This window comes from Paenibacillus sp. J22P143 (assembly GCF_059692035.1).
Genome location: NZ_JCAUAQ010000012.1, coordinates 122,498 through 147,630 on the forward strand (window position 1 = coordinate 122,498; position 25,133 = coordinate 147,630).

Here is a 25,133-nt window from a genome sequence, read left to right on the forward strand (position 1 = left end):
CTCTATAGTAGCTTGTAAGTCGGATATTGGACGAATTATAGGCAAGTTTTTCACCTCAATTTTCGATTCTTAGCACTAATTTTATTATAATAATGATATTTAATACATGAAAATTTGAATGCTTAGTCTGTTTGTAACTACGCCTCTGAGACAGAGAAAGCATATGTAATAAATAGTTTACAAGAAAGCGTTTTCATGTTACTATCTTCCTGATTTGTATATTCTCATCTACGGGGTTGTTGTCAGCATGAATAGACTGAAATTGGAAAACCCAACGAATGTGGCGTTTATTGTTCTATTAGTTTCTAGCTTTTTATTTTGTCTCTATGTATTATTGCCTACGACATCGCAGAAGTCCTTAGAGCAGACAATCATGCCAGAACAAGTCATTAGCGAAGAACAACTGGTGCCTTCTTATGAGCAGCTAGCAGAACAAGAAGCAAGACAAGTAACACAACAAGTAGCACAACAAGTAGAACTAGAAACGCTACCACCCCAACAGCATCCAGTAAATACGCTATCTTTTATTCAAACAGATTATAGCAAACAAAAGGTCCATTATACCGACAAAGTCATTGTACTGACCTATCATCACATTGATGAGAAAGAAAATGGCATTACAATTTCCCCCAAAAGATTTAAAAGTCACATGCAAAGATTGAAGAAAGAAGATTACAATGTCATCAGCATGGAACATTTTATTCATTTTATGAAGAATGAGGCTCAGGTTCCTCAAAATGCGGTTTTAATCACGTTTGATGATGGATATGAATCTTTTTATACCCACGCGTATCCTGAATTACTTAGCTTAGGTTTTCATGCTACCAAATTTATCGTGGTCGATTCCATAGATCATCCAAAGGCACCGCGACTAACATGGGATCAGATGAGAGAAATGAAACAGAACGGGATGAGTTTTTATTCTCATACGTACGATCATCATGACAAAGCTAAAGCGGGATCGAACCATACACTAATGCCAATGCTTACAAATCCCATTTATTTGGAAGCTGAAAAGAGATTAGAAACCGACGCTGAGTATCGAAAAAGAATTAAACAAGATCTGATCACGGCTGATAACCGTATTGAGGAAGAGCTTGGACCTCAGTATCGTCTACTTGCGTTCCCTTTTGGTGCCTATAATGATACCGTGATTGAGGTAGGAAAGGAATTGGGGATCGAACTTTTCTTTACGACCAAAGAGGGGATAAATAGCAAAGGAAGTAATGAGATTTTTAGAGTCCATGCAGGCGCAGCGTATATGTCTGAAGATGATTTGATGTGGAAAATGAAGTTATATCATAAAAAAGTAAAGTGAAACTATAGTGAGGAGCCGCATTGAAGCGGCTTTTTTGCGTTCACAACAGAGCCTTACCTTCTTTTCATTTCAAAAAACTCACAAGCTGCTCGGTCATAATAGGTCAAATCGCTGACGCGCGTTTGCACGACGACTGTCGTATCACTGAAGCGTAGTACAACTGCATTGGAATCGACGATATGGTCATCTTTGAAAATACGAACAACCCCCTGTCGATCAATGACCTCCTGAAAATCTGAATCTGAATGTAAACGTTGATTCCTCGCCATGTATGGACAATCCCCTAACTTCATTAAAATAGTTCTTTTGATTGTACCACAAGGTGGCGAAATGCCCGAATTTAGACGAACGCCTATACCTAGCCGAGCATACAATGTAGCACCAATTGCTGCTTGGGCTGAGAGGGTGTGTGGTGCAGGATGGATATTCAACTTTTACCGATTCATTGGGTCTATTTAGTGTTCATTGGCTTTATTCTTACGCTTCTTGTTAAACGCAGAGATACGACGATGATTTGTGTGGTGGGTATTTTTACACTAGGGTTTTTAGCTACGGAAACATTAAGCGGCTCTGTATCGGGTGTATTTAACAGCTTTATTTATGCGACAAAAGAGTTAATGGGGACGATTATGATCATCTCGATTATCGTTGCCATGAGCCGCGTATTAATTCGTACGGGGATTAATGAAACGATGGTTGCGCCGCTAACAAAGTTTTTGAGAACACCAGCATTAGCCTTCTGGGGTATCGGCATCATTATGATGGTGACGTCTTGGTTTTTTTGGCCTTCACCTGCGGTTGCGTTGATTGGTGCTGTACTTTTACCAGTGGCTGTTCGTGTTGGCTTGCCGGCACTCGGTGCCGCTATGGCGATGAACCTCTTCGGACATGGGATTGCGCTGTCTGGGGATTACATTATTCAAGGGGCGCCTAAATTGACAGCGGATGCAGCCGGATTACCGGTATCCTCCGTGATGGAAGCGAGCATTCCGCTTGTCATTGTCATGGGGCTTGTTACGACGATTACCGCTTTCTGGCTGATGCGGCGCGATATGAAAAGCGGCAAATGGCGCAGCGGGCTCATCGATACCCGTTTAGAGGAAAGCGGCGGTCTCGTTCCTGTGGAGGAAGAGGGCAAAGTGCTGATTGGGGAACGATTGAAGAGAAGTTTAGCCATTGCAATTCCAGTGCTATTTGCATTAGATGTCATAGCTATGTTTGTCTTGAACCTGCAAGGTGGCGATGCAACCGCTCTCGTTGGCGGTACAGCGGTGTTTATCTTAATAGCGGTCACATTGATTGCTCACCGAAATGCTGGTGTGGAGAAAATTACCTCCTATTTAATCGAGGGCTTTGTGTTTGGCTTCAAAGTCTTCGGACCCGTCATCCCGATTGCGGCGTTCTTCTATTTAGGTGACTCTGCCATCTCAGAGCTATTTGGTAAAATACTTCCAGAGGGTTCTCATGGCATCGTGAACGATCTGGGCGTGGCACTCGCAGGTGTCGTGCCGCTGAACGGGGCTATTGGTGCCGTGACGTTAACTGTCGTCGGCGCCATTACCGGCCTCGATGGATCCGGCTTCTCGGGTATATCCTTGGCGGGCTCTATCGCGCATCTGTTCGCGACCGCCATCGGCTCTGGCGCAGCGGTACTGACCGCGCTAGGGCAAGTTGCCGCCATCTGGGTCGGCGGCGGGACCTTGATCCCGTGGGCGCTCATTCCGGCTGCGGCCATCTGTGGCGTGAGTCCGTTCGAGCTGGCGAGGCGGAACCTGAAGCCCGTGCTCATCGGCTTAGCGGTAACGACGATAGTGGCGATGTTTTTGGTTTAGGAGGTAGTGGGTTTGAAGCGAGGGTATGAATGGGGAGGGGGCCAGTACGCCATGGGTGTGGCAGGGCCCCTTTTTTCTATTCGGTAAATGAGAAATGCAAAAGTGCAACCTTTTATATGGGATGAGCCTCTCCATCTGAAATAATTGCGAAAGTGCAACAATTTCTGCTGGCGCTCAGCCATTTGGTACCTTTTCGGTCCAAATTGATGAATTTTCGCACTAATTTGTCTATTTTTAGCTATTTCCACTGAAAAAAGATGCCTTTTTGCATTTTTGATCGCCAAGGCCCTTCCATGCCATGCCATGACAGCCCACACTAGACGTATTCATGATTTTAGGTGAAATTCAGCGATAACCCAACACATGCAACGCATCCCCCACCAATTTCGCGCCAAACGACCAGTCAGCGCGGCTATAAAGAGTTGCCTATTGTCCATCATTCGCAGTAAGCTAGCATATAGATGATTTAGATGATGGATGATCCAAAGGGAGCTGAGACAGATGGAAGTCAAATTCTGCATGAGCTGCGGAGCTGCAATGGAGACACGTGATGTGGATGGAACGGAGCGAAGAGCCTGCACAGCGTGTAGTTATGTTCATTGGGGGAACTACAGCATCGGTGTCGGTGCGCTGGTGATGAAGGATGAGAAGATATTACTTGTGCGCAGAGCACAGGAGCCAGGGAAGGGACGCTGGACGAACCCCGGTGGATATATTGAGCAGCACGAGCTGATTCAAGATACCATTGTGCGTGAAGTCTTGGAAGAATGCGGAGTCGAAGCGTCCGTTTCACGACTGGTTGCTGTGCGTGATCAGCCGAGAAGCATACATAATGTGTACATCGCTTTCGAAATGGCTTACATCGGCGGAACCCCTCAGCCTGATGGCGTAGAGGTAGATGCTGCAGGATTTTATAGCTTAGAAGAGATGGCTTCCATGCCAGTGGCTGATTTCACCAAATGGCTCATTGATGTTGCCTTGCATTCCAAAGGGGATGGCCTCGTCGAGGATAAAGAACCCGTTATTCCTATGGCTGGATACGGATTGTACCGTGTGCCAAAGGTAAACAGCCTATGATCCAACTTCGCGGTCATCACTTGCTCTGTTTGTTAGGATACCGAGGAATGGGCTATTCCCCAGCGTTTTGTGAAAATATGACGACAGTCTATGAGCAGCTGCGCACAGAGCCTGAGACGATGATTCGCGTCGTGCTTGGACCTGATGATTTGTGCGCTGCGTTTCCGCAGGATCAAGTGGCGCATTGCGAGAACCGGACAGTGTACCAGCGTGATGCGGAGATTGTTGCCAAGCTTGGCTTGGAGGTAGGTATGGAGCGGACCTGGTCCACCATTTGCGGGCAAGTTGCCCTTGAAGTGAAGCCGGTAGACATCAGTCACCTCTGTGCAACCTGTCGTTGGGAACCCTATGGCGTATGCGCGGATGGTGTGCGAATCATCGGAGAAGGTGGCGTCCTGCCACCTGTCCCCAAAAAGTAAAAGGACTTGCGCCTAGGCGCAAGTCCTTTCTCATAACCGTATTTGACCTATACAAAAATACTCACATCGGCACCCATCTCCAGCTTCTCGGACGGGGATGTAAGAATATTAGCCACCATCCGCATGTCGTCGATGGGTTGCAGATAGGATCTCAACTGACGACTATCCTTCTGCTCGGGCTGCAGCCATTTCTCCATTTGTTCCTCGTCCAGAATGGCTGGCATACTGGCGTGGTACGGAGAGACGACGGAATTCGATTCCGTCATGAGCATCATGCATGTACGCAGCTCTTCTTCACCAGAAGGAGCCTGCCAAATATCGTATAGTCCAGCAATGCCGAACGTGCCGCTCCGCATTTTGAAACGAATCCACTCCGTCTCCTTGCCCTCCGTCATCCCCACATAGAAGCTGCTGCAGGGAATGACACAGCGTTGCTTTTTGACAATGCGATCGAACACGATGTTGGAGAAAATCGAGTTGCGCTCGCCGCATACCGCATCCTTCGCCCAGAAGGGCATCAGCCCCCAACGGAACTCATCCAACAGGCGCTCGCCCTTGCGATTGATCATCACAGCAGACACGGATTCAGTAGGGCGCACCTCATAGCGATTGGAACTATAGGATAAGAGCCGATCGACACGGAATTGCTTCATGACTTCGTGAACATCAGCCAGAATGGCTATGGAATGACACATGATTATCACCTCATTTGATTTTTGGTTCTTCTCATTATTTTCCTAATGCAACCAATTCATGTATGAGGCTTAACACTTTTTTCCGCGGAAGATTTCCAAATGAAAAAACCAGAAGCCATTCGCTCCTGGTTTTGAATGCTGCCACATGGTTATATCCTTCAGCTACTTACACTTGAATGTCTGCGGCATGCACATGTATGCGGTTCTTGCCGTTGCGCTTGGCTGTATACAAGCATTCGTCGACAAGCTGAAACCACGCCTTTTTCATCGTATTTCGATTATAGATCGCGAGCCCAATGCTCATCGTCAGCTTCTGGTCCGGCATTTCAGGAATGACAGTACTGCGTATCGATTCCATAATTTTTTCACAAATGGCTAGTACATCCTGATGCGATTTCCCCACGAATAACACGGCAAACTCCTCGCCGCCATAGCGAAAAGACATATCATCCGGGCCAAGCAACTCTTTGAGAAGGGTACCGATGGTTTTGAGAACAACATCTCCGACCCAGTGACCGTAATTATCATTAATCAGCTTGAAGTTGTCGATGTCCATTAGCGCAAGCTCCAGTGATGTATCATGGGGCATATGCGAAATAAGGTGGTCCGTATGCTCTTGAAAGGAACGATGATTAAAGAGCTCAGTGAGCGCATCAACTTTGGATAGACGGTCAGTCATGACGTTGCGAATCAGCAAATCTTGCTCGCGTACGACCGAATTCTTAAGCTGAGCAAGCAGGTCAAGCCCTCGTCCCATGATTGCAAAACAAAGCACCACAGTTGAGGTGAGGATGGCAAGTGATACGATAATTTCGTATGAGGTGGTCGTTTGGCCGTAAGCCATCTGGATAAGAAGTAAAGTGAAGAAGAATCCAACACCTAGACTATAAGCGAAAATGATATATTTTTTCTGGAAATAGACAGAAGCCATAAGAATAGGAATGCAGATGAGCCCATAACTGCGTGTCATTTCAGGAATACAAAGGATGAATATACTAACCATGGTCATGGTCCATATGATCATGATAAACTCTCTATAGGACTTCAAAAAGTGTATCGCCAAATAACCTATGCCCATGAGAAGAAGCTGCAGAATCGTAGGTACAAGTTGGAAACGAATAAAGCTATTCAACCAATTCACCGGCTGCTCATTAATTCCAAAGAAGAGAGCAATCGTAGCAGCTACTTCATAAACGATGAGGGTCCACCATAGTGTTAGAATGAGTTTTCGATTCCAAGTTGGATCATGTGCTGGAAATTGTTCCATCAACAGGTGGCCACTTTCCTTTCAGGGCAGTAGGTATCGAAATGATTTGTGCCTTATCCTGATATTGTAAAGAATAACCCCCTGTTTAGGCAAGCTATTAATGACGTTAATCGATTAAGCCCGTTCCATATTTTTTTGCAAATTGATACACCGAATCGGCAAATGTTTTTTTCTGTACGATGAGATAAGTAATAAGGGCCTCTCTGTCTTGAATCGAGACACTCCAATCCGTAGGAATTTCCCGAATCACTTCTTCAATAAGGGCTTCCGGAAAAGCAAGGATCTGTTCAATATATGAAGAGAGCATCGATGTATCCTCAAGCATGCCCACAGTCCAAATATGAACGATAGAATCCTTTTTAAACTTATCGTGCTTTTGCAATGTTGCTTTGTTCCATTTGTATCCTCCCGGAAAACATTTTCCGTGATCGATCATATGAATCTCATATTTGCCTTCTGGCAGCCGCTCCAGAAGAATGTTGCTTTTTGTACGGTCAGCGTTATGCACCCAATGGTCGAACACGAGAATTCCAGCCAAAACCTGGTTATTTGTGATTTCCGTTTTAGTCGGATGAGGAGGTTCCTTCGAGAGGCCTCTGCAATTGTCTAAAAATAGGCTCGCAAATTGTGTCCCCGGAATGTATTTGGAAGAAAACTTTTTTGGTATATATTGAATCTGCTGCTCTGTCATATTCACCTTTTTAAATGGGACTACAGGCAAAGAAAGGTGTTGCCCTAATCTGGCGATCACGAATTCATTTACCAGTTCCCTTGTTCCGTGGAAATTGTTTTTACATTTTACCGCATAACGGTTTCCATCATTAAATGACAACAAATGTGCGGCTTTTCCAGACAGCGTCTCCACATATTTTATCGGTTCTAAAGATGTCACTGCTCCCCAACCTTTCCTTGATAATATCTAACATTACACTATTCAAAAATAATTGAAGAGATTGTATACATGGCTATTACTCTGGTGGAGCAGGCAAAATATAAGTGGTTTGTTGCGGTCCTTTTTCGCGTTATAACGAATCCAATAGGCAACGAGTGATATTCAACCGCTATGTCGGCAAACAGCTAATGAGGCAAACCGCCTGCGCACTCAAACATATCGGCGTACATAAGACAGCGAAGATGCCGCATGCAGCCTTGCAAGAATTGCCAATACGATAACATTTTGCATTGCATTCGGGATCAGCGGTAGCGCCTTTGCCTCCACGCGGAGTAAGCATTATTAATACACGCTCAAGTTTAATAAATAGTCGTTTAAGGGCAAGTTGGAGCGATTTATCGATGCTGATCTTCAATGTTGTTCCGTCTTTGAATCTTATTTTTTGGGTACGCGTGCACGAGCATGAGCCCCCACATTGGCAACCGCTTTCAAGTTTAACGGGAGCGATTGCTTTCTTATTAATGAAACCTCTAGCAGAGATATTGTTGTTCTTATCGTGGAGAATGATGTTGGCACTGGAGACGCCGTTCACTTGTTTACCAAAGGAAGCAGTGAGTCTGCTGCTGGTGCGATTCAGAGATTGTATTTTGAATGTGACTAAGTTACAGGCATTCTGCGTGATGTTTAGGAAGATGTCGGAGACACCTCGACTGGCGTTTAAAACCAATTCGATATTCGCGCTTAAGATGCCTTCTTGCTTGGATTTTATGCTTGCTGTTGCAAAAAGGGTGGTCGTGCCGTTGACCGTGCGTAGTAGTCCTGGCATAGCTATCACTCCCTCTATTCGAATAGTTTGTACTCTCACAACATATGTGGAACCAAAAGACTCGGTGTGGGTGAATAACTAGAAAGCCCTAGCCACTAATGCAATAGGATCAGACCTCCCAATAAGTAAAATAGCAATTCTAGTGAAAGTTATCGCAAATTATGAAGTGATTGTATATGGAACAACAAGCAAAAGAAAAGGGAGTTGAAGTATCTCATCATTGTTACGGGGAATTCCCTCATTAAAAGGAGAACATTTTGGCGATTTAACGGTGAACGATAGTTGAGGGGCTTGCTTTGCGGCAGCTCCTCTTTTGTTTATTAAAGTAATGGGCAGTTTTGTTGAACAAAGCACTGTGCTAATATGTAAACAATGGATGTTTGAACCGTTTTTTAACGAGAAAAATTGCCTTGCTTTATATCTTGGTATTCACGCTTATTCTTGTCGCAATTGCAGGTATATCGGTGTACTTTATATCACAATTTTTTTCAAGCTTATGCGGTGCTGCTGATTGTGATTAACTTATTTAATTGGTTATTGAAGTAACGCAGAACGATAGGAGTTCAATAATCAGGTAGCGGTTCGCTTTGCGGCAGCTGCTCCAAGTTTTCTTTGAAGTAACGAGTAGGAATGTGCAGTTAGTGAAAATTTTAAAGTCCTAGTAATTAAATAATGCGTTGTCGAAAAGAAGTTGTTTTCCCTATTCAGATTAAATACTATAATGATTTTACATTATTTTTAAATTAAGGGATGTGTGCTGATTGAGTAACATATTTAATAGCTCTGCAAGGTTACTATTAATAGTAACTCTTTTATTTATGGGGCCTGGAATTGTCAAAGTTAAAGCTTCAAATACTTCGGATAGCAATATTCGTGTTATCTTAGACGCAAATTTGATTTCATTTAGTGACCCGCCATATATTGAAAACTCCACAACGCTTGTACAATTTAGACCTATTTTTGAGAATTTGGGTCTTGAAGTTTCATGGGATGAGTTCACTCGCACTGTCAAAGGACGTAAGCAAGGCGTACAAATCGAATTACAGATTGATAACCCAGTAGCCAAAGTAAATGGTAATTCTATAACATTACCTGTGGCCCCTAAGTTAAAAGATGGTAATACATTTGTTCCACTGCGCTTCGTCTCGGAGTCTGTTGAATCAAAGGTTGAATGGAATGATGCAAGTCGAACAGTGGTGATCTACAGCAAGAATAATTATGCAAGTGCCGACGACAAATTTCATTTTACCGCTTATGGCCTTTGGAGAAATATGGCTGGCCTAGACCAAATCAAATCTGAGGATGATGTGAGAGTTCAGGATTTCATTAGCGTTGAAGATGTTGATCATTTACAATTAGCTCTACGTTACTTTAACTATACCATGATATTTATTTCTGCTGAGCCAAAGACAGATGAGACTAAGGATATGAATCTAATTCAATATTTGGATCGAGCCAAAAAGAAGGCCGCTATTTCTAATGTTGATATCGTTGGAGAAAAGCAAATGAAGCTGTTTGGATTTGACGCTCTACAGTTGACTTACGTGAATCACAAAGATTGGGATAAGCGTATTGATACCCTCATCGTATTCAAAACTGACTTCCAGTTATATAGCATTAGGAACTCCTCATATGAGGTTACTTATAAGAGTTCAATTCTAGATTTTCAAAAAATTCTAGAAAGTATGGATTTTCACGAAAAGTAGTTGATAGCGTGATTAAACTATCGGATAACTAGACTTTAGGGTCTGCTTCGCGGCAGATCCTATTTTGTTTACTGAAGTAACGGGCAGGATAGTTGAGCAAAGACGGTTCGGCGGAAACTGGAACGGGAGCTGAAGTTCACGATTATAAGACGCATTCTGTGGCTGAATTAACCGAAGCTACCAACGTGACGAAGGTTGTTACACTATACCGGGCATTAAAAGAGCGAGAGGCGGCAACATATGCCGTCTTTTTACGTTGATCAAGACATATCAGTGAAGCCAAACTGTGGGCACGGCAGCGACAACGATTTTAAAAAATACTGCGCGTATTTCGGATTGAAGTTGGCATAAGTAAAACTCTTGCCATCCCCTCTGTTAAAAGCGGTCGTCCGAGAATCGAGAGCCTTCTGCGGATTGATTGCATAAAGTAAGTTGTTAGTAACTCTGTCGCTGACTTTAAGAACCATGTTCGCAATTATCCGGAGACTAGGGCTTGATAGTTGTCCGATTAAAGGACACCTGAAAATTCGCAGCGAACAAAATGAGAGGGATATTTTCCTGAAAATGGGTAAGCATATAAAAATCAAGCTCATTTCATCTCAGAGGGGGATTCATGCATGATTCAAAAGAATTTGCCCTTTGCGCTCGTCATGATGACTTTAATGATGTCTGTCGGTCTAATGAATCACGTTCAAATGGTCCCTTTATTATTGGAAACGGTACAAAGGGACGCTTGGATCAGCATAGTAATATTGACTGCACCCATCTGCTTATTTATGATTCCGGTTTACTACATCTGTAAAAAAACGAGCGGACGTAACATTCAAGACTGGATCAAGATCAACTATGGCTTTATACCGTCCCTTTTATTTCGGAGTTCATGGATCGTATATTTTATTTTTTTCGTCTTCGTCGCGGTTAAAGATACGGTCATGTGGACGCATGTCTCCTATTTACCACATACCCCCGTGCTTGTTATTGCCTTATTATTATGTGGTTTATCCGCGATTGTCAGCGTTTTTGGTGTACGCATGATTATGATTGCATGCGGCATTTTTTTACCGACCGTATCTTTGCTCGGTTTCTACATTTCCTTTGCGAACATTCCGAATAAGGATTACTCCAGTATCTTTCCCGTCCTTGAAAACGGTTGGAGTCCTATTCTGAAAGGGCTGATTTATGTAGGAGGCGGATTGTCGGAGTTGGTCATCATCATATTTCTAAATCAGCAAGCTTCAAAAAAATCATTATTTTTTTATTTATTACTTGCTCTGCTGTTAGTCGGCCTGGCTTTTGGTCCGACTTTAGGCTCGATCAGTGAGTTTGGTCCTGTGGAGGCTGCCAAACAACGATATCCTTCTTTTGAAGAATGGCGGCTTCTACGTATTGGACATTTTATTGAGCATATGGATTATTTGTCCATTTATCAGTGGGTCACCGGTGCATCCGTTCGAATTTCACTTGGCATCTGTCTAATTCTCGATCTTGCGAATTTGAATAAGCGGCGTACTCGAGCATTAGCTGCTTCATTGATTGGTGCAGGATTCATCCTGGCTAGCCTACTACATATCAGCGATTATGATTTTTTGTTTTTTTTACGGTATTGGTATTTTCCAGCGGTATTACTATTCCATTTGCTGATCGTCGTGATCCTGCTCGTTCTTATCGCTCTATGGAGGCAAAAGAATGTAACAAAGTAGTTTGAAAAAGGTGGTACAACTATGCTGCAGTCAGACAAGATCACCATCGGTTCTTTAGAGGAGCACTCCATCAGGCGGCTGTTCAAAAACAGCCAAGATGTTCAAATCGATAACGTATTAATGAATTTTCGTCATTCAACGCATAGCGTGATTTTAATCTACTGTATCGGCATAGCCGATTCCAAGCAAATCAATAATTATGTCCTGCTTCATTTGGAGGGCATGATAGAGCTTCATCCGGACGAACAATCTCTCGAGTGCTTCGGTCCTTTACGATTGAAAAAGCTGAATGGGAATGACAACGTTGATACGCTGACAGCTGATGTTTTTACTGGAACCTTAATTATATATTTAGAAAAATCACAAACCTTTTATTCTCTGGAAATCGCCAATGCTCCGAAACGCAATCCTGAGGAATCCGCATCAGAGGTCTCAGTAAAAGGGCCGCGTGACGGTTTTACCGAAGACTTGACAACCAACGTCGCCTTGGTTCGACGCAGAATTAAATCAGCCACATTGTGTGTTGAATATTTCACTGTCGGCAGAAGAAGTCAAACCAAGGTGGCATTATTGTATGTAAATGATATTGCAAATTCTGATTTGATCCAAGAAGCCAAAGAACGTCTTTGTAAAATTAATGTGGATGTGCTGCATAATAGCAGCCAATTGGAGGTCATGCTTGCTGATAGTTCGATTTCTTTATTTCCGTTAATCGATTATATCGGGCGTCCGGATTATGTGGCTGAAAGCTTAATGGTCGGTCGGTTTGTTTTTTTAGCTGATGGCTCCCCTAACGCCATTATTGCTCCAGTCACGTTTACCGAGATTCTCAAAACACCGGAGGATCTCTATTTACCTTTTCAATTTGTTACCCTTGAAAGACTCCTTAGAATACTTGGATTTATTATAGGTACACTATTGCCGGGCTTCTGGGTCGCATTATCCGCCTTCAATATCGACCAGCTCCCTTTCTCCCTGGTGGCTTCAGCAAAAGTAAACAGGTCTGGTCTTCCTATGCCGTCCACACTCGAAGCGTTTCTAGTGGTTAGTATTTTTGAAGTGTTTCGGGAAGCAGGCGTTCGTTTGCCCAAATCGGTCGGTCAGACGGTTGCCGTTGTCGGCGGGCTGATCATTGGTGACATGTCTGTAAAAGCCGGTCTTACCTCGCCAATCATGATCGTGGTCGTATCGATATCTACCGTTGCATCTTTTATGCTGATCAACCAAAATTTAAATGGGACTGCGACCATTTTTAGATTTTATGTTCTTCTCATGTCCTGCTTTTTTGGCATATTTGGGTTCATCCTTTCCGTTATCTGCATTGTCTTTTATATGTCCGGCTTGGAATCCTTCGGCATCCCTTACTTGACTCCAATGTCTCCACCGCTTTGGAAGGAATTGATACCCGCTTTAGTGAGAAAACCACTATCTCAAATGAAAAAGAGACCAGGTTCTCTGCAACCAAAAGATGCCACCCGTCAAGGAGATGACGCTTCTTGAACTTCGGACGTATCGTTGTATTGATTCTAAGCTGCAGCCTGTTCCTCACCGGTTGTTGGGATCGAAGAGAGCTTCAAGATACCGTGTTCGTAGCTGCAATTGGCGTTGATTATAAAGACGGACAATATCTCGTATCTTCCCAACTTATTAATTTCAGTAACGTTGCCAAGCGTGGGACGGGAAAAAATGCTGGAGAGAGCACATGGATAGGTACAGCATCCGGTAGTAACCCGTTTGTCGCTTTTCAAAATTTAAATCAAATGACATCCCAGCAGCAGTTATATTTAGGACAGGTGACAGCTCTTGTCTTAACCAGCCGCGCGCTTGAGCAAGATGTAGAGGACATCCTAGAAGCGTTATACCGTTATCGGGAGCTTCGTTATACTGTCTGGTTATTTGGGACCGAAGAGCCCATCACGCCATTGTTTGGTTCAGATGCTCTACTTGGGCTCTCGCCTGAGCTGACCGTCATCCACAATCCTAGACCTGCTGCCGCCAAAGTAGCACGGACTCGGCCAGTTTCTGTGAGACAATTCCTTAAGGCCTATAGAGAGCCCGGGGAAACGGCGTTTATTCCCTCTCTATCGTTACATAACAATTGGGAGACAAAAGAAAAACCGATGCCCGTAGCCTATATCGATGGACTCTATGCTTTTTATCAAAAAAAGTATAAAAAGAATTTTCTGCTTTCCGATGTCGAAGGAATTCGCTGGATGAACAAACCTTCAGATGAGGTCCTGCTGCAGGTAAATGGACAGCAATTTCAAGTGACGTGTATGGTGAGAAGTAGTCATCGTAGCGTAAAGTGGACTTATGCGAAAGGACAGCTTCAATATATTCTGGACTTAAAAATAAAAGCCAGTATGGAAATGGGGAATGGTCAGTTCTCCAAAGAAGAGCTGAGGGCGGCTGTGGATAAAACGATACGCAATGAAATCATGGAAACCTTTCAACTGGGTCGAAAATCCAACACCGACTTGCTGAATTTGGGTAAGGAAATGTTTAAATATGATCTTCGCCAATGGCGAGAAATTTACCATTCACCTAATGTCAAACCTGCCTTGAAGGTGAATCTCCATTTGTTCCTAGAGCATTCGGGAACTTATAAGGCGGGATAATATGGTAAATCGTAGAGAAGTCAATACTTTTGTGATTCAACTAACGAGAGAACATTAGTTCAATCACGACATGACGGCAGCTGGTATATGATCGGCTGCCGTTTTCTATTGAACATTCCTGTTAGGGCTAAGAAATAGCCTTTGTAAAAAAAAGGAGCGCCTCGGTATGATGGGTTTGTCCCAGGTTAACAACCAAGTTCATTTTAACGAGGAGTTTCATTGTATTAATAAGGATGAAATCATGATATTAGACCAATTAGAACTTACTGAAGCCCTGTTTCAACTGGATCCCCCTTGTTGTTGCTATTCGAAGCTGCCGGTGATAACTCTCAATGATATTTTTGGTATAAATGAGCTTGCGAATCTCAGGAGGATAAAAAAAGGTTTCAAGCTCGCTCCAATTGTTTCGCTAGGAGCGTAAGATGAACAGGTGTATTTCGTCTCCCAGGTGCCTTAGAATCGGTCGAGCTCAACGTGGGCTGCTTCTTCTGTTGGGCTTCCGAGAAACCTCATAGAATGTCTACGTAAGTAATGAGAATTTCTTGTATACCACGGTTAGTTCATTCAGTACGCTAAGCAAGAACTTAGCCGGACTCGTGCACACCAATCTAAATGCCTTGTACATCCCTTGTTGTCATCCTGATCATTTCCAACGTGATTTATGGGAAATTACCATCTAGGTTTGCGCCAAGATTATATTATTTGTATTTTATCCGTAAGAAAGTACCATTCGTTTTCGTTAATATAGATGAGGAGCTCCTAAAAACAATTGAAAGGAGGTAGGCAGTTATAGTTATGAAAGTAACTGAAGCCGACTTAGTTGAACAGTTAAAACAGAAGAATTCTAAGGCTTTAGATTTTTTAGTCGATAAGTATGGCAATCTGCTATATAAAGTTATATACAATGTTTTAAGTCCTTATGGAGATAAAGGACTAATGCAAGAGTGCTTAAATGATGTTTTTTTTAGTATCTGGGAGAACATAAACATGTTTTCTGGTAGTAATGAAAAATTAATACATTGGATTTGTGTTATTGCAAAATATAAAGCAATTGACTATCAAAGAAAACTAGTAAAAGACAAAGAAAATATTGATATTGATGGTTGTGTTATTGTTTCGGATTTAAGAACAGAAGATAGTGTATTAGCTAATGAAAATCGAAAAGAATTACTTGAACATATTAATCAACTGGAGGATTTGGATAAAAAAATATTCATAATGAGATATTTTCTTGAGGAACCCGTGAATGAAATCGCTTATAAACTTAGTGTATCTAGGAATGTAGTAGACACCAGGCTCTCAAGAGGTAGAAAATTGTTAAAGCTAAAACTTCAATCTGTTTAGGGGAGGAATGCAAGAATGGGGAATATATACAAATACTTTAATGATATTGAAATGGATATTAACAAGATTAACTCAATTGATGTGGAACTTGATGACATAACAAAAACAAGTATTAAAAAGAGGCTAATGAGCTCAGTTACAATAAAAAAGCGTAAACGTGTAGCACAAACGGGCGTGGCAGCAGCTGTTGTAGCACTACTCTTAGGATCAGTCATTATTCCGCAAAATGCGCTTGCAACCTTTAAAAATAACATACCAGTCTTAAATACTCTATTTCAAAAATTCGGGTCAGGATATGGTGGCAACTTTGAGAATTATGCACAGGTAATTGGTGAAGTAAAGAAAGATAAGGGATATGAAGTTAGACTCGATGAAGTAGTTATGGATGACTTTAGTTTAAAGTTAATATATACATTAAAGTGCCCAGTTAAAGTATCAACATTGATGGACCAGAAGGGTAATCCGTTTCCTCATATACCAGATAAAAGTATAAAGATAAATGGCGAAGAATTTGTCGGTGGTTTGGGTGGCACAGATAGGATAATTGATGACTATACCGTACAAGTCATTGAGGATATTGATATTGAAAAACTAAATATTTCTAAAAAAATCGATATAGAAATTAATTTTAAGTCAATTAATAATGTAGTCGGTGATTGGAAATTCAATTTTAATATTTCTAAAGAAAAAATAGCTAAAGATATAAAAACATTCGAACCAAATAATATTTTGAAAATAAAAAACGACAATGGAGAAGAAGTAACATTGAAATTTGAAACAGTAAGTTTTTCACCAATATCTACGGCCATAAAGATAAAAGCAAACCATGAATACGATTATAATAACCTCATTTTCAAAGACAATAATGGTAATATCCTGAGTCCTCGCGGTGCAAGCCTAAGTTCCAATAACGTCTTATTTGGTTACAGAGGATTGTATAAGTTTGAACCACTAAAAACAATACCCGACAAAATATTAGTGGAGTACAGGAATGAACATACAACAAGTATTGATGGCGTTGAATTAATTATAAAATAATTAACTAAACCACCAAGTAAGTGCCGACGACATAAAGTTGGCACTTACTTGGTGGTTTCTTATAGGGGATCATCCAACTTACTTTTTTATGCTCGAAAAACCACATCATATAATGTGTAACAATATATAAATGTCCGGCGACACAAACATGAGTGCTTTTAGATCCCCGCCAATAGGGGATTTTTTAATTCAAAGTACCTATGTTTGTGTCGCGAGGTCACGACACAAACATATGCGCATAATTGCGATGATATTAAAGCTTGGATTTGTAATGGATTATTCACATGGCCATTAAGCTAAAGGGCAGTTTAGTGCAACTATGATTTGCAACAAAATGAATAGTATTGACGTCTTAGGATTACAGAAGAAATGAAAAAAGGAGGAAATTCAAATTAAAAAAACAAAACTTTTCTGTGTTAGTGTTTTAACAATGGTCATTATCTTAAGTGGATGTGGTATTTCTACCCAGGTTGATGCTATAACTACAGCTATTGAAACGACTCAACCAACTTCGACAAAACAAGTACAGCAGACTGAAAAGAATCAAGAAGATAAAACTTTTAGTGAGTTAAGAAATATTGCTTGGGAACAAGTAAGTGACAACGCAAAAAAAACTGTAATCGGTGACTGGAAGAAAGCCTCCATAGAAAAATCGAGTTTTGAACAAGTGCCGATTAAGGTTGAGAAGGACGCTGTAAAGACATCAAATAACATTTATAAAGTTACGTTCAAGACTACTCAAGACGAATTTATTGGGTCAATAGGGATTTACATTGATACTGTATCCAATCAGGTGGTAGGGAAAGACGCTCGTAAATAAAGTTATTGTCACTAGGATAGTTCATTAGTGGGAAAGTAAAAGTCCATACTTCGTTAAACTCTAACGAGCAGTTTAACGGAAAAATAATATTTGAAATTCTCACTACTGGCGCTGCGAATTCCTATACTGCAAAGGCGACAGATCGGTCCAACGTCGGAACTGTCTGCTGAAACTGCCTAAGCACGAGAAGCCCAGTTTCTCACTAATCACTTCCATAGAAAGGCCGGAGTGCAGAATTAATGACTCCGCCTTTTTTAATTTGAGCATGCTTAAATATTGACGAGGAGCGATACCATAAACCTTTTTAAAAACCTCATTGCAATGGCTTCTGCTAATATAAAGTTCTTGAGCAACTCCATTAATAGTGATCGTGGAATCCATAAATTCATGGAGCTTACGTTCAATGGTATTTGCTAGTTCAATTTCTTCTATGTTCAATATCTTGTTATGGAGAACAATACGGTCATTAGGAAGCGATATTAAGTTCAGTATTTCCATGAACAATTGAAGAATCGTGGATTGAAAAAACAACTTTTGAATCGTTGTTAAATCGCCATTCTCCGTCGATCTTTTTCCGATGCCCCTCTGAATGTCCTTAAACAAGTTCTGTAATTTGGAAAAGGGTCCACCTAAATGAACAAAATTCATATTCTTTAATTCGTTCCGAACCTCAACATCCTCTAAATCAAAATGCATCGAAAAGTAAGTTAGGGCATCTTTGGAAACATTGATCGTGCTATGGCTAACTCCTGGACTAATCAATAACCAATCCCCACTTTTCATTTCGATAGATTCTCCATGAATCCATTCCATGAAGGTTCCTGAATGACAATATAGAAGCTCATAACCTTTATGATTATGCAGGTTATACGACCACCCTAGCTCCACGGTTGTAAAATGGGAATGCCCTATGGAGATGGGGTTTTTCATTGCACTAAGCCTGAATGGCTGTTCCAAACGGCATCACTCTCCTATTTCTTCTACTTTATTTTAACGACAAATGGTTAAATTTCAAGGTCATCATGTGGTTTCTGCAAAGGCTACGAGCAGTTACAATTACAGTAACAAACCTCAAAAGGAGAAATGTTGCGATGACCATCTTACTTACGAAAGAGCAATTGGAATTTTACAGGAAGAATCATTACTTGCATGTGAAAGGTGTTATCCCACCTGATCTATTGGACCTAGCTACAGGGATCATCATGAAATGGGTCGATGAATTGGTAGAGAAGTGGAACAAAGAAGGACTGTTGAAGGATAAACGAGAGGATCTTGATTTTCAACATCGTCTTGTCGAACTATGGGGAGCAGCAGGTAAACCTAAATATAGCCGCAGCCCTAGAAGAGATCTAGTTGGTCCTGATATGTTTAATTTCTTCAAACATCCTGTTATGTTGAATGTGGCTTCGGAGCTACTTGGTACGTCTGAGCTATCTGTTCACGGCATCTTTAATGCAAGACCAAAGTTGCCAGACCAGAAATGGACTGACACTCCTTGGCATCAAGATGCCCAGTACTATCGGGATGCTGAAAATGTACACGTCCTATCGATGTGGATGCCTTTGCAAAAGGTGACTGAAGCTAATAGCTGCTTGCAAGTTGCGCCTGGATTTTTTACTGATACCTTGTTAGAAGGCGCAATTGACGAAGAAACCAACTTCCTGGGGCTGCGCAAAGAAGACGCCAGCCATTTGAAGGGTCTTTCAATAGAGATGGAACCAGGAGATGTGCTCTGTTTCAATCAACTACTTCCTCACAGGGCTCTTCCCAACAAATCCGATCATGTGCGTTGGTCCATGGACATTCGTTATGAAGCCACCCCAACCGCTACTACAAGCGGAAAGGCTCAGGGCTTTATAGCACAGAGCCTTAACAGTCCTGAATCAGTAGAAACGTATGAGCAGTGGTTAGAGAAATGGTCGAGTATACCTATCGGAGCGTATTAAAATATTAGTAGATAGCATATCTATTGCCTTTACCTATTGGATGAGCATTAAGCTCTAACGCAGAACTATAGTTGAGGGGGCTTGCTTCGCGGCAGCCCCTTCTTTGTTTCTAAAGTAACGGGAGTTTAATGGAGTGGCAAAATGTTGGCGGATATTAAGGAAATGACGGAAAATGAATTTGTAAACAAGTACCTCTGTTGGCGGTTTCCTTTTGTCCGAAATCACCATAATAATCAAGTAGCATACTTATGAGATAAAAACAAAAAGGCCAAATTACTTAAAAAACAAAGGTAAAGACCAACCAGAATAATTCTGGTTGGTCTTAATTTTGAGAAGACGACCGATCACCGACAATACAACTAATAACTAGGCACCTTTTCCTCTCCCCGTTCGCGTTCAGAAAGGGAAACGTAGACGCCGTTCCAAGCGGTCAGCACTTCATGGGTTCCAGATTCTACAATTTTACCGTCTTGCATGACGTGGATGATATCAGCGTTTTGTACGGTTGACAGACGGTGCGCGATCACGATCGTCGTCTTGCCCCGCCGCATGTCATCGATAGACTGCTGAATACGCCGTTCGGTCTCCAGATCCAGTGCGCTTGTTGCCTCATCCAGGATGAGAATTTCTGGGTCTCCCAGCAAGGCTCGGGCAAGTGCAAGGCGTTGCCGTTGCCCTCCTGACAAGGTCACACCCCGTTCTCCAATCTCTGTGTCGTATTGATCCGGTAATTGCTGGATAAAGCTATCGATCTGCGCAATTTGACACACATGTTCCAACTGTTCTTGGGTGACGATGCGCCCGACTGTCAAATTGGTACGGATCGTATCTGGAAAAAGGTAGGGTTCTTGAAACACGATTTGCACCTTCTCAGCCCACTCCTTGCGTTGGATGTCTGATAAAGGAATCTGATTAACCGTAATTGTACCTTCCCCTGGATCAAAGAACCGGATAAGCAGCTGAGCAATGGTTGATTTTCCACCACCGCTTGTCCCGACGAAAGCTATTTTATGTCCAATCGGCAGAATGGCATCAACCCCGCTCAGAACGGGTGGAAGTGACTCCGCATATCGAAAGCTAATATTATTCAGGTGGAGGGAGGTAATAGGTCCGTTTAGGAGCCGGTCGCCGTCCTTCCAGTTCTCTGTATCGAGTGTTCTTCTTAACCTTTCAACGGCTGCCATGCGGCCCGATATCTGCATCACAAATTGGAAGAGTCCCTGCGCTGCATCCATCAGCCCCGAAGCAAATTGATAGACTACGACAAAGGTTCCCAACGAGATTGACTGCCGAATGACGAGAGTCCCCCCGATACCTAGCGTTAATAACGTAATCACCCAACGCAGCGGGTCGCTCACCAGCGTCTGTTTATTCTCCAGCTTTCCTTCATCCATAACGGATTTGAAATATTTGGAAAAAAGGTTGGAGAACCTCTGATCTTCCCATCTCAACCGGTGGAAGGCAATGACTTCACGTGAGGATGATATACCTTCTTCAATATGGACGAGTAAATGGGATTTGAGCTCTTGCACCATTTTGGCAGCCTCTTTGACCTGTGGACTGAACCAACGCCCCACGACAATATATAGAGCACTAACCGCAAGAATAGAAACCAGCAGCAATGGACTTGCCCAACCAATCAACCCTCCGAGTAGCAGCAAGCTTATGCCATGCTGAAGTCCTTGAGGCAAAAATCCCTGTATCATAGAAGAAACCGCTTGAACATCACCGTTTACATAATGGACGAACTTCGCCGTGCGGTCGCCTTGAATAGCTCCAGTGGGCCATTTATGCAGTAGGGTTGCGAGGGTTTCGGTTAGAATACGGAACAAGCGATAAGCACTTGCATCGATAAATCGAGCCGCGATCGCATGAAAGGCGTTGTAAATAATAAGGGCCGAAGCGAAGATGGATAAATAGAAGACGGTCCGGCCATACATGCCTTGAATAAAGATATCGTCGACAATCCACTTCTGGACGCCGGTCATAACGAGGCTGGCAACAATTTTAATCGAAAACAATAGAAGACCGACACTCACTCCCCAGCGTACCATCCCGATTGCGCGGACTACCCATTTTACGTTATTCATACGCTGTCCTCCGCTCCTGTGCACCCAGTACCAGGTTTTTTAGCAATCCGTCCTGGGTGATCAGTTCTTCATAGGTGCCTTGCTCCGCGTTTCGCCCTTCCTCTAAGACGATGATTTGATCAAAATGCCGTACTGTAGACAACCGATGGGCTACCGCAATTGTGGTCCTGCCAGCTAAAAGCGAATCCAATGCTTTCTGAACCTCGTATTCGCTGATGTTGTCTAGAGCACTCGTTGCTTCATCCAGCAAAATAATGGAAGGGTTTTTGATGAACATGCGGGCGATGGCAAGTCTTTGCTTTTGACCCCCGGACAGCTTAATGCCACGCTCGCCGACTAGGGTATCATAGCCTGCAGGCAGCTTCTGAATAAAGTCGTGAGCATAGGCTGCCTTAGCTGCTAATGTAATCTGCTCGTCAGTCGCCTCTGGTAACCCAAACCGGATATTATCCCGTACGGTTCCTCCGAACAAATAAGTCTCTTGAAAGACGAATCCGATAGAGGAGCGCAGCTGCTCAAAAGAAAGGTTGTTTAATGGCACTCCGTCCAGAAGGATCTTTCCACCGACAGGGTCGTAGAAGCGTGCAACCAGTTTGAGGATTGTCGATTTTCCGCCGCCGCTGGTGCCGATCAACGCTACCTTTTGTCCTTGTCGGATATTAAGCGAAAAGTTTTTGATGACTTCCGGTCTTGCGGGATAGCTGAAGCTTACATTATCGAACGAGATCTCCCCCCGTATCTCCGGCAAGTGAACTGGGAAGGGTTCCTCAGCCACGGATGGTGTCAGACGGATAAAATCGTGCAGATTTTCCGCTTGTTGTAGCAGGAGCCGCTGCTCCGTAGTGAGCGTCACCACTGACGTCATCAAACCTAAGAACCGACCATAAAATAGGGAATAGACTACAAACTCCCCAATCGTCATTTGCCCATTTCGGACAAGCGTAATCCCGTAGGCGAAAATGGCCACTGCCCCTAATCCGATCGTGATCCGCCTGACCGTCCCCCGCATATAAGCGTAGAAAGATTGCTTCAACTGCTTTGAGTGCAGTACAGTAAACTGATCCATCAGGCGAGAGATGCTCCACGCTTCACCACCGAAAGCCCGCATTTCGTGAATCGCGGAAAAGCTGTCGTATAACTGCTTATTGGAGAGTTGCCTCTCTCTATTAACTTCCTTTGCCCAAAGGGAAGCTTTTTTTTCGAAATAAGGGCCAATCAGATAATAAGACAGAAAAAAAGGAACAATCCATACACTCAACTTCCATGAAAGATTGATTATTAGAACGGTCAATACAATCAAAGTGATAGCGTGTTGGATCAATACAGGCACATAATGACGGAAGATGCGCTGGACAGCGGCTACCTCTGTTTGAAACAGCCCAACCGTTTCCCCCACTGGATGCTGTTCGTAGTAAGCGAAGCCCAGTTTACGGAGGTGTCGGAACATAGCGATCATGAGATCACGGGAAGCTAGTTCCTGGATTCTTCGCTGAAGGACGTTTCTCCAAGCTTGAGCGCCAAGCATAAGTACAATACAGACAAAGAGTATACCGAGTATCCTATACAATGGCTCTTTTCGAGCGCTTGGGGCGATCACATCGATGAAATACTGGACGAACTTGGCAATTGCAATTTCAATCGAAGTGACAAACAGCCCACACACGATAAACAGTACAAGCATCGGAATATACGGTTTCAAATAGGATATGACCCATCTGTAGGTTGACAATTGATCATCTCCTCAAATAGTAAATAGACAGTCCCATAAGGAGAACTGTCAAAAAAGTAGGTAACGATTAATTCGCCGTTAGGGAAATAATCCCTTTAAAATGGGAGATGGCTAACAGGAAATGTTGATGGTGACGGTGTCCATTACAATCTTCCCGCTGGTGGTGTTGAGCCTGGTGAAACCTTTGTTGAAGCTGTGAAAAGGGAAGCAAAAGAAGAGGCGTGTGTCGACGTGGAAGTCGGTCCTGTTGCCTTTGTTTACGAATATCAACCAACTAAAAGCAATTATATGTATGGTGACACCCATTCTGTGGGGATTACATTTGAATGTGAATTAAAAATAGGGTCATATCCCAAACTTCCACAAAAGCCAGATCCTAAACAAACAGATGTTAAATGGATCCCGATTTCGGAGTTGCATTCGATTCAACTGTACCCTGAAATTAATCAAGACATTGTTGATTTTTACAGCGGTAATAAGTATCGCAATTATGTTGAAGAACAAGAGATACAACAAAAGCTGTAACGCTAACGGATACCTATAGTGGAGGACTAATATGTCTACGAATAATGAATTGCTCACCAACTTCCTTGTAGAAGCCAAAAGAAACACATACGCCTCCCAGGGTGATGAAGCATCGGTTCAACCGTTATTAAATGGTTCAAAACAGCTCGAATACCGCAGTGGTAGTTACTTCTATCGGGATATTTATTTTGGTTCGGCTTTCTTTATTGGACAAGAAACGGTTGAATTCGAGAATCGTCCCATCTGGTCAATGGTCTATTCAGGCGGTGTTATCATCCCGAACGCAAATTGGGACATCATAGGTCCGATTTACGGTTTTCTTCGACAAGCGTTAAGGTTGGTCGATACAAAGGCGATATATCGTGGTCCAAAACACTTTGAATCGGGTAATTACATTTTCAAAAACGAGTACGAGGGTACTCTTAACTCCTTTCACGGGAAGGAATTCATTCTTATGGACGGTCAAAAGGTATATGAATTGCAGTACAACGGTGGGGTAGTTCGATAACCTCTCCTACTTGTCGAACGAAAGTTCAATATCTAAAGGGTTGTCGCGTGGCGGCCCCCAGATTGCGCTAACGCAAAACTAGACCAGAGAAGCCCTGCATCGCAGCAGCTTCTCTTTTTTGTCATTCAAGACCCTCAATCCTTCTTGTAGAAGAATCGAGATAACAAAATGCCGATTGGAGCATGATTCAGACGCTGTGGCCGTCCATTGTAATTGCCGATATTATGATGCCTGAGCAAGATGGGTTAGCACTCATTGAGCAAATCCAAGCTAGAAATTTCCCTAAGGTCACTATCATTATTAGTGGTTTTGACAATTTTCAATACGCGCAAAAGGCGATTCGTACGGTGTTACGGAGTATTTATTGAAATCGCTTTCCGATAGCGATTTGAAGGATGCCCTGATGCGCTCGATCAACCGGTTGAAGCAGCTTCAGGATGTGTATCATTTTTCATCACTACAGCAGGAATTTCGGCGATTTCGAGTCGCGTTGGCAGCTGTAAGGGTGTTTTTCATCACTACAGAGCAAGAGCCAGCTAGTTTGTCATCTGTAGTGATGATTTTCATCACTACAGCAGGGATTTCGGCGATTTCGAGTCGAGTTGGCAGTTGTAAGGTTGTTTTTCATCACTACAGAGCAAGTGCCAGCTAGTTTGTCATCTGTAGTGATGATTTTCATCACTACAGCAGGAATTTCGGCGATTTCGAGTCGCGTTGGCAGCTGTAAGGGTGTTTTTCATCACTACAGAGCAAGAGCCAGCTAGTTTGTCATCTGTAGTGATG

General features: G+C 42.8%; 25 protein-coding genes. 17 read left to right on the forward strand and 8 right to left on the reverse strand.

Going from position 1 to position 25,133, the window contains the following annotated elements:
• The first annotated feature begins 247 nt into the window (after positions 1-247).
• A complete protein-coding gene (locus AC58PQ_RS17775; protein ID WP_497243755.1) occupies positions 248-1,318 on the forward strand; it encodes a polysaccharide deacetylase family protein in 1,071 nt (356 codons plus the stop codon).
• A gap of 53 nt (positions 1,319-1,371) precedes the next feature.
• On the opposite strand, the gene AC58PQ_RS17780 is transcribed toward AC58PQ_RS17775, so the two are convergent.
• On the reverse strand, positions 1,372-1,587 hold the full coding sequence (locus tag AC58PQ_RS17780) for a hypothetical protein (RefSeq protein WP_497243757.1): 216 nt from the start codon (positions 1,585-1,587) through the stop codon (positions 1,372-1,374).
• A 150-nt stretch (positions 1,588-1,737) separates the two neighbouring features.
• On the opposite strand from AC58PQ_RS17780, the gene AC58PQ_RS17785 reads away from it, so the two are divergent.
• The 3 genes from AC58PQ_RS17785 (at position 1,738) to AC58PQ_RS17795 (ending at position 4,646) form a co-directional block, all read left to right on the forward strand.
• Positions 1,738-3,150 (forward strand): hypothetical protein, encoded by a 1,413-nt coding sequence (locus tag AC58PQ_RS17785; protein ID WP_497243759.1) that lies wholly within the window; start codon positions 1,738-1,740, stop codon positions 3,148-3,150.
• Between the two features lie 501 nt (positions 3,151-3,651).
• Positions 3,652-4,227 carry an NUDIX domain-containing protein gene (locus AC58PQ_RS17790; protein ID WP_497243761.1) on the forward strand — a complete coding sequence of 192 codons (576 nt, stop codon included), beginning with the start codon at positions 3,652-3,654 and terminating at the stop codon, positions 4,225-4,227.
• A 47-nt stretch (positions 4,228-4,274) separates the two neighbouring features.
• The gene (locus AC58PQ_RS17795; protein ID WP_497243763.1) at positions 4,275-4,646 is read left to right on the forward strand and encodes a DUF1284 domain-containing protein; all 372 of its coding nucleotides are present in this window, start codon (positions 4,275-4,277) and stop codon (positions 4,644-4,646) included.
• Between the two features lie 47 nt (positions 4,647-4,693).
• Here AC58PQ_RS17795 and AC58PQ_RS17800 read toward each other — a convergent pair whose 3' ends face one another.
• The 4 genes from AC58PQ_RS17800 to AC58PQ_RS17815 form a co-directional block, all read right to left on the reverse strand.
• Positions 4,694-5,341: an SOS response-associated peptidase gene (locus AC58PQ_RS17800; protein ID WP_497243765.1), complete on the reverse strand. Its 648-nt coding sequence runs from the start codon at positions 5,339-5,341 to the stop codon at positions 4,694-4,696.
• A gap of 166 nt (positions 5,342-5,507) precedes the next feature.
• Positions 5,508-6,608, reverse strand: coding sequence for a GGDEF domain-containing protein (locus AC58PQ_RS17805; RefSeq protein WP_497243767.1), 1,101 nt, complete (start codon positions 6,606-6,608; stop codon positions 5,508-5,510).
• A gap of 106 nt (positions 6,609-6,714) precedes the next feature.
• Positions 6,715-7,500 carry a HipA family kinase gene (locus AC58PQ_RS17810; protein WP_497243769.1) on the reverse strand — a complete coding sequence of 262 codons (786 nt, stop codon included), beginning with the start codon at positions 7,498-7,500 and terminating at the stop codon, positions 6,715-6,717.
• A 169-nt stretch (positions 7,501-7,669) separates the two neighbouring features.
• Entirely contained in the window at positions 7,670-8,326 is a 657-nt protein-coding gene (locus tag AC58PQ_RS17815) for a hypothetical protein (RefSeq protein WP_497243771.1), read from the reverse strand.
• A gap of 761 nt (positions 8,327-9,087) precedes the next feature.
• On the opposite strand from AC58PQ_RS17815, the gene AC58PQ_RS17820 reads away from it, so the two are divergent.
• The 8 genes from AC58PQ_RS17820 (at position 9,088) to AC58PQ_RS17855 (ending at position 17,552) form a co-directional block, all read left to right on the forward strand.
• Complete coding sequence (locus AC58PQ_RS17820) at positions 9,088-10,032, forward strand: copper amine oxidase N-terminal domain-containing protein (protein ID WP_497243773.1); 945 nt, start codon at positions 9,088-9,090, stop codon at positions 10,030-10,032.
• 92 nt (positions 10,033-10,124) lie between these two features.
• Positions 10,125-10,292, forward strand: a complete 168-nt coding sequence (locus tag AC58PQ_RS17825) for a hypothetical protein (RefSeq protein ID WP_497243775.1) — start codon at positions 10,125-10,127, stop codon at positions 10,290-10,292.
• Between the two features lie 357 nt (positions 10,293-10,649).
• Positions 10,650-11,732: an endospore germination permease gene (locus AC58PQ_RS17830; RefSeq protein ID WP_497243777.1), complete on the forward strand. Its 1,083-nt coding sequence runs from the start codon at positions 10,650-10,652 to the stop codon at positions 11,730-11,732.
• 21 nt (positions 11,733-11,753) lie between these two features.
• Positions 11,754-13,232: a spore germination protein gene (locus tag AC58PQ_RS17835; RefSeq protein ID WP_497243779.1), complete on the forward strand. Its 1,479-nt coding sequence runs from the start codon at positions 11,754-11,756 to the stop codon at positions 13,230-13,232.
• The gene (locus AC58PQ_RS17840; protein WP_497243781.1) at positions 13,229-14,350 is read left to right on the forward strand and encodes a Ger(x)C family spore germination protein; all 1,122 of its coding nucleotides are present in this window, start codon (positions 13,229-13,231) and stop codon (positions 14,348-14,350) included. The genes AC58PQ_RS17835 and AC58PQ_RS17840 overlap by 4 nt, the downstream gene beginning before the upstream one ends.
• 795 nt (positions 14,351-15,145) lie before the next feature.
• Positions 15,146-15,694, forward strand: a complete 549-nt coding sequence (locus AC58PQ_RS17845) for a sigma-70 family RNA polymerase sigma factor (RefSeq protein ID WP_497243783.1) — start codon at positions 15,146-15,148, stop codon at positions 15,692-15,694.
• 15 nt (positions 15,695-15,709) lie between these two features.
• Positions 15,710-16,732, forward strand: coding sequence for a DUF4179 domain-containing protein (locus tag AC58PQ_RS17850; protein WP_497243785.1), 1,023 nt, complete (start codon positions 15,710-15,712; stop codon positions 16,730-16,732).
• A 430-nt stretch (positions 16,733-17,162) separates the two neighbouring features.
• Positions 17,163-17,552 (forward strand): hypothetical protein, encoded by a 390-nt coding sequence (locus AC58PQ_RS17855; protein WP_497243787.1) that lies wholly within the window; start codon positions 17,163-17,165, stop codon positions 17,550-17,552.
• Between the two features lie 102 nt (positions 17,553-17,654).
• Here the strand turns inward: AC58PQ_RS17855 and AC58PQ_RS17860 are convergent, their stop codons facing one another.
• Entirely contained in the window at positions 17,655-18,509 is an 855-nt protein-coding gene (locus AC58PQ_RS17860; RefSeq protein WP_497243789.1) for an AraC family transcriptional regulator, read from the reverse strand.
• Positions 18,510-18,643: 134 nt separating this feature from the next.
• Between AC58PQ_RS17860 and AC58PQ_RS17865 the strand changes: the two genes are divergently transcribed.
• On the forward strand, positions 18,644-19,498 hold the full coding sequence (locus AC58PQ_RS17865; RefSeq protein WP_497243791.1) for a phytanoyl-CoA dioxygenase family protein: 855 nt from the start codon (positions 18,644-18,646) through the stop codon (positions 19,496-19,498).
• A 359-nt stretch (positions 19,499-19,857) separates the two neighbouring features.
• Here the strand turns inward: AC58PQ_RS17865 and AC58PQ_RS17870 are convergent, their stop codons facing one another.
• Both AC58PQ_RS17870 and AC58PQ_RS17875 read right to left on the reverse strand, forming a co-directional pair.
• Complete coding sequence (locus tag AC58PQ_RS17870) at positions 19,858-21,588, reverse strand: ABC transporter ATP-binding protein (protein ID WP_497243793.1); 1,731 nt, start codon at positions 21,586-21,588, stop codon at positions 19,858-19,860.
• Positions 21,581-23,317 carry an ABC transporter ATP-binding protein gene (locus AC58PQ_RS17875; RefSeq protein WP_497243795.1) on the reverse strand — a complete coding sequence of 579 codons (1,737 nt, stop codon included), beginning with the start codon at positions 23,315-23,317 and terminating at the stop codon, positions 21,581-21,583. The genes AC58PQ_RS17870 and AC58PQ_RS17875 overlap by 8 nt, the downstream gene beginning before the upstream one ends.
• Positions 23,318-23,512: 195 nt before the next feature.
• Between AC58PQ_RS17875 and AC58PQ_RS17880 the strand changes: the two genes are divergently transcribed.
• From AC58PQ_RS17880 to AC58PQ_RS17895, 4 genes are all read left to right on the forward strand, one after another.
• A complete protein-coding gene (locus AC58PQ_RS17880; RefSeq protein ID WP_497243797.1) occupies positions 23,513-23,842 on the forward strand; it encodes an NUDIX hydrolase in 330 nt (109 codons plus the stop codon).
• A 31-nt stretch (positions 23,843-23,873) separates the two neighbouring features.
• Positions 23,874-24,350, forward strand: a complete 477-nt coding sequence (locus AC58PQ_RS17885; RefSeq protein ID WP_497243799.1) for a DUF5680 domain-containing protein — start codon at positions 23,874-23,876, stop codon at positions 24,348-24,350.
• Positions 24,351-24,532: 182 nt separating this feature from the next.
• The gene (locus tag AC58PQ_RS17890; RefSeq protein WP_497243801.1) at positions 24,533-24,718 is read left to right on the forward strand and encodes a response regulator; all 186 of its coding nucleotides are present in this window, start codon (positions 24,533-24,535) and stop codon (positions 24,716-24,718) included.
• The gene (locus tag AC58PQ_RS17895; RefSeq protein WP_497243803.1) at positions 24,715-25,002 is read left to right on the forward strand and encodes a hypothetical protein; all 288 of its coding nucleotides are present in this window, start codon (positions 24,715-24,717) and stop codon (positions 25,000-25,002) included. Before AC58PQ_RS17890 ends, AC58PQ_RS17895 begins: the two co-directional genes overlap by 4 nt.
• The last annotated feature ends 131 nt before the right edge of the window (positions 25,003-25,133 follow it).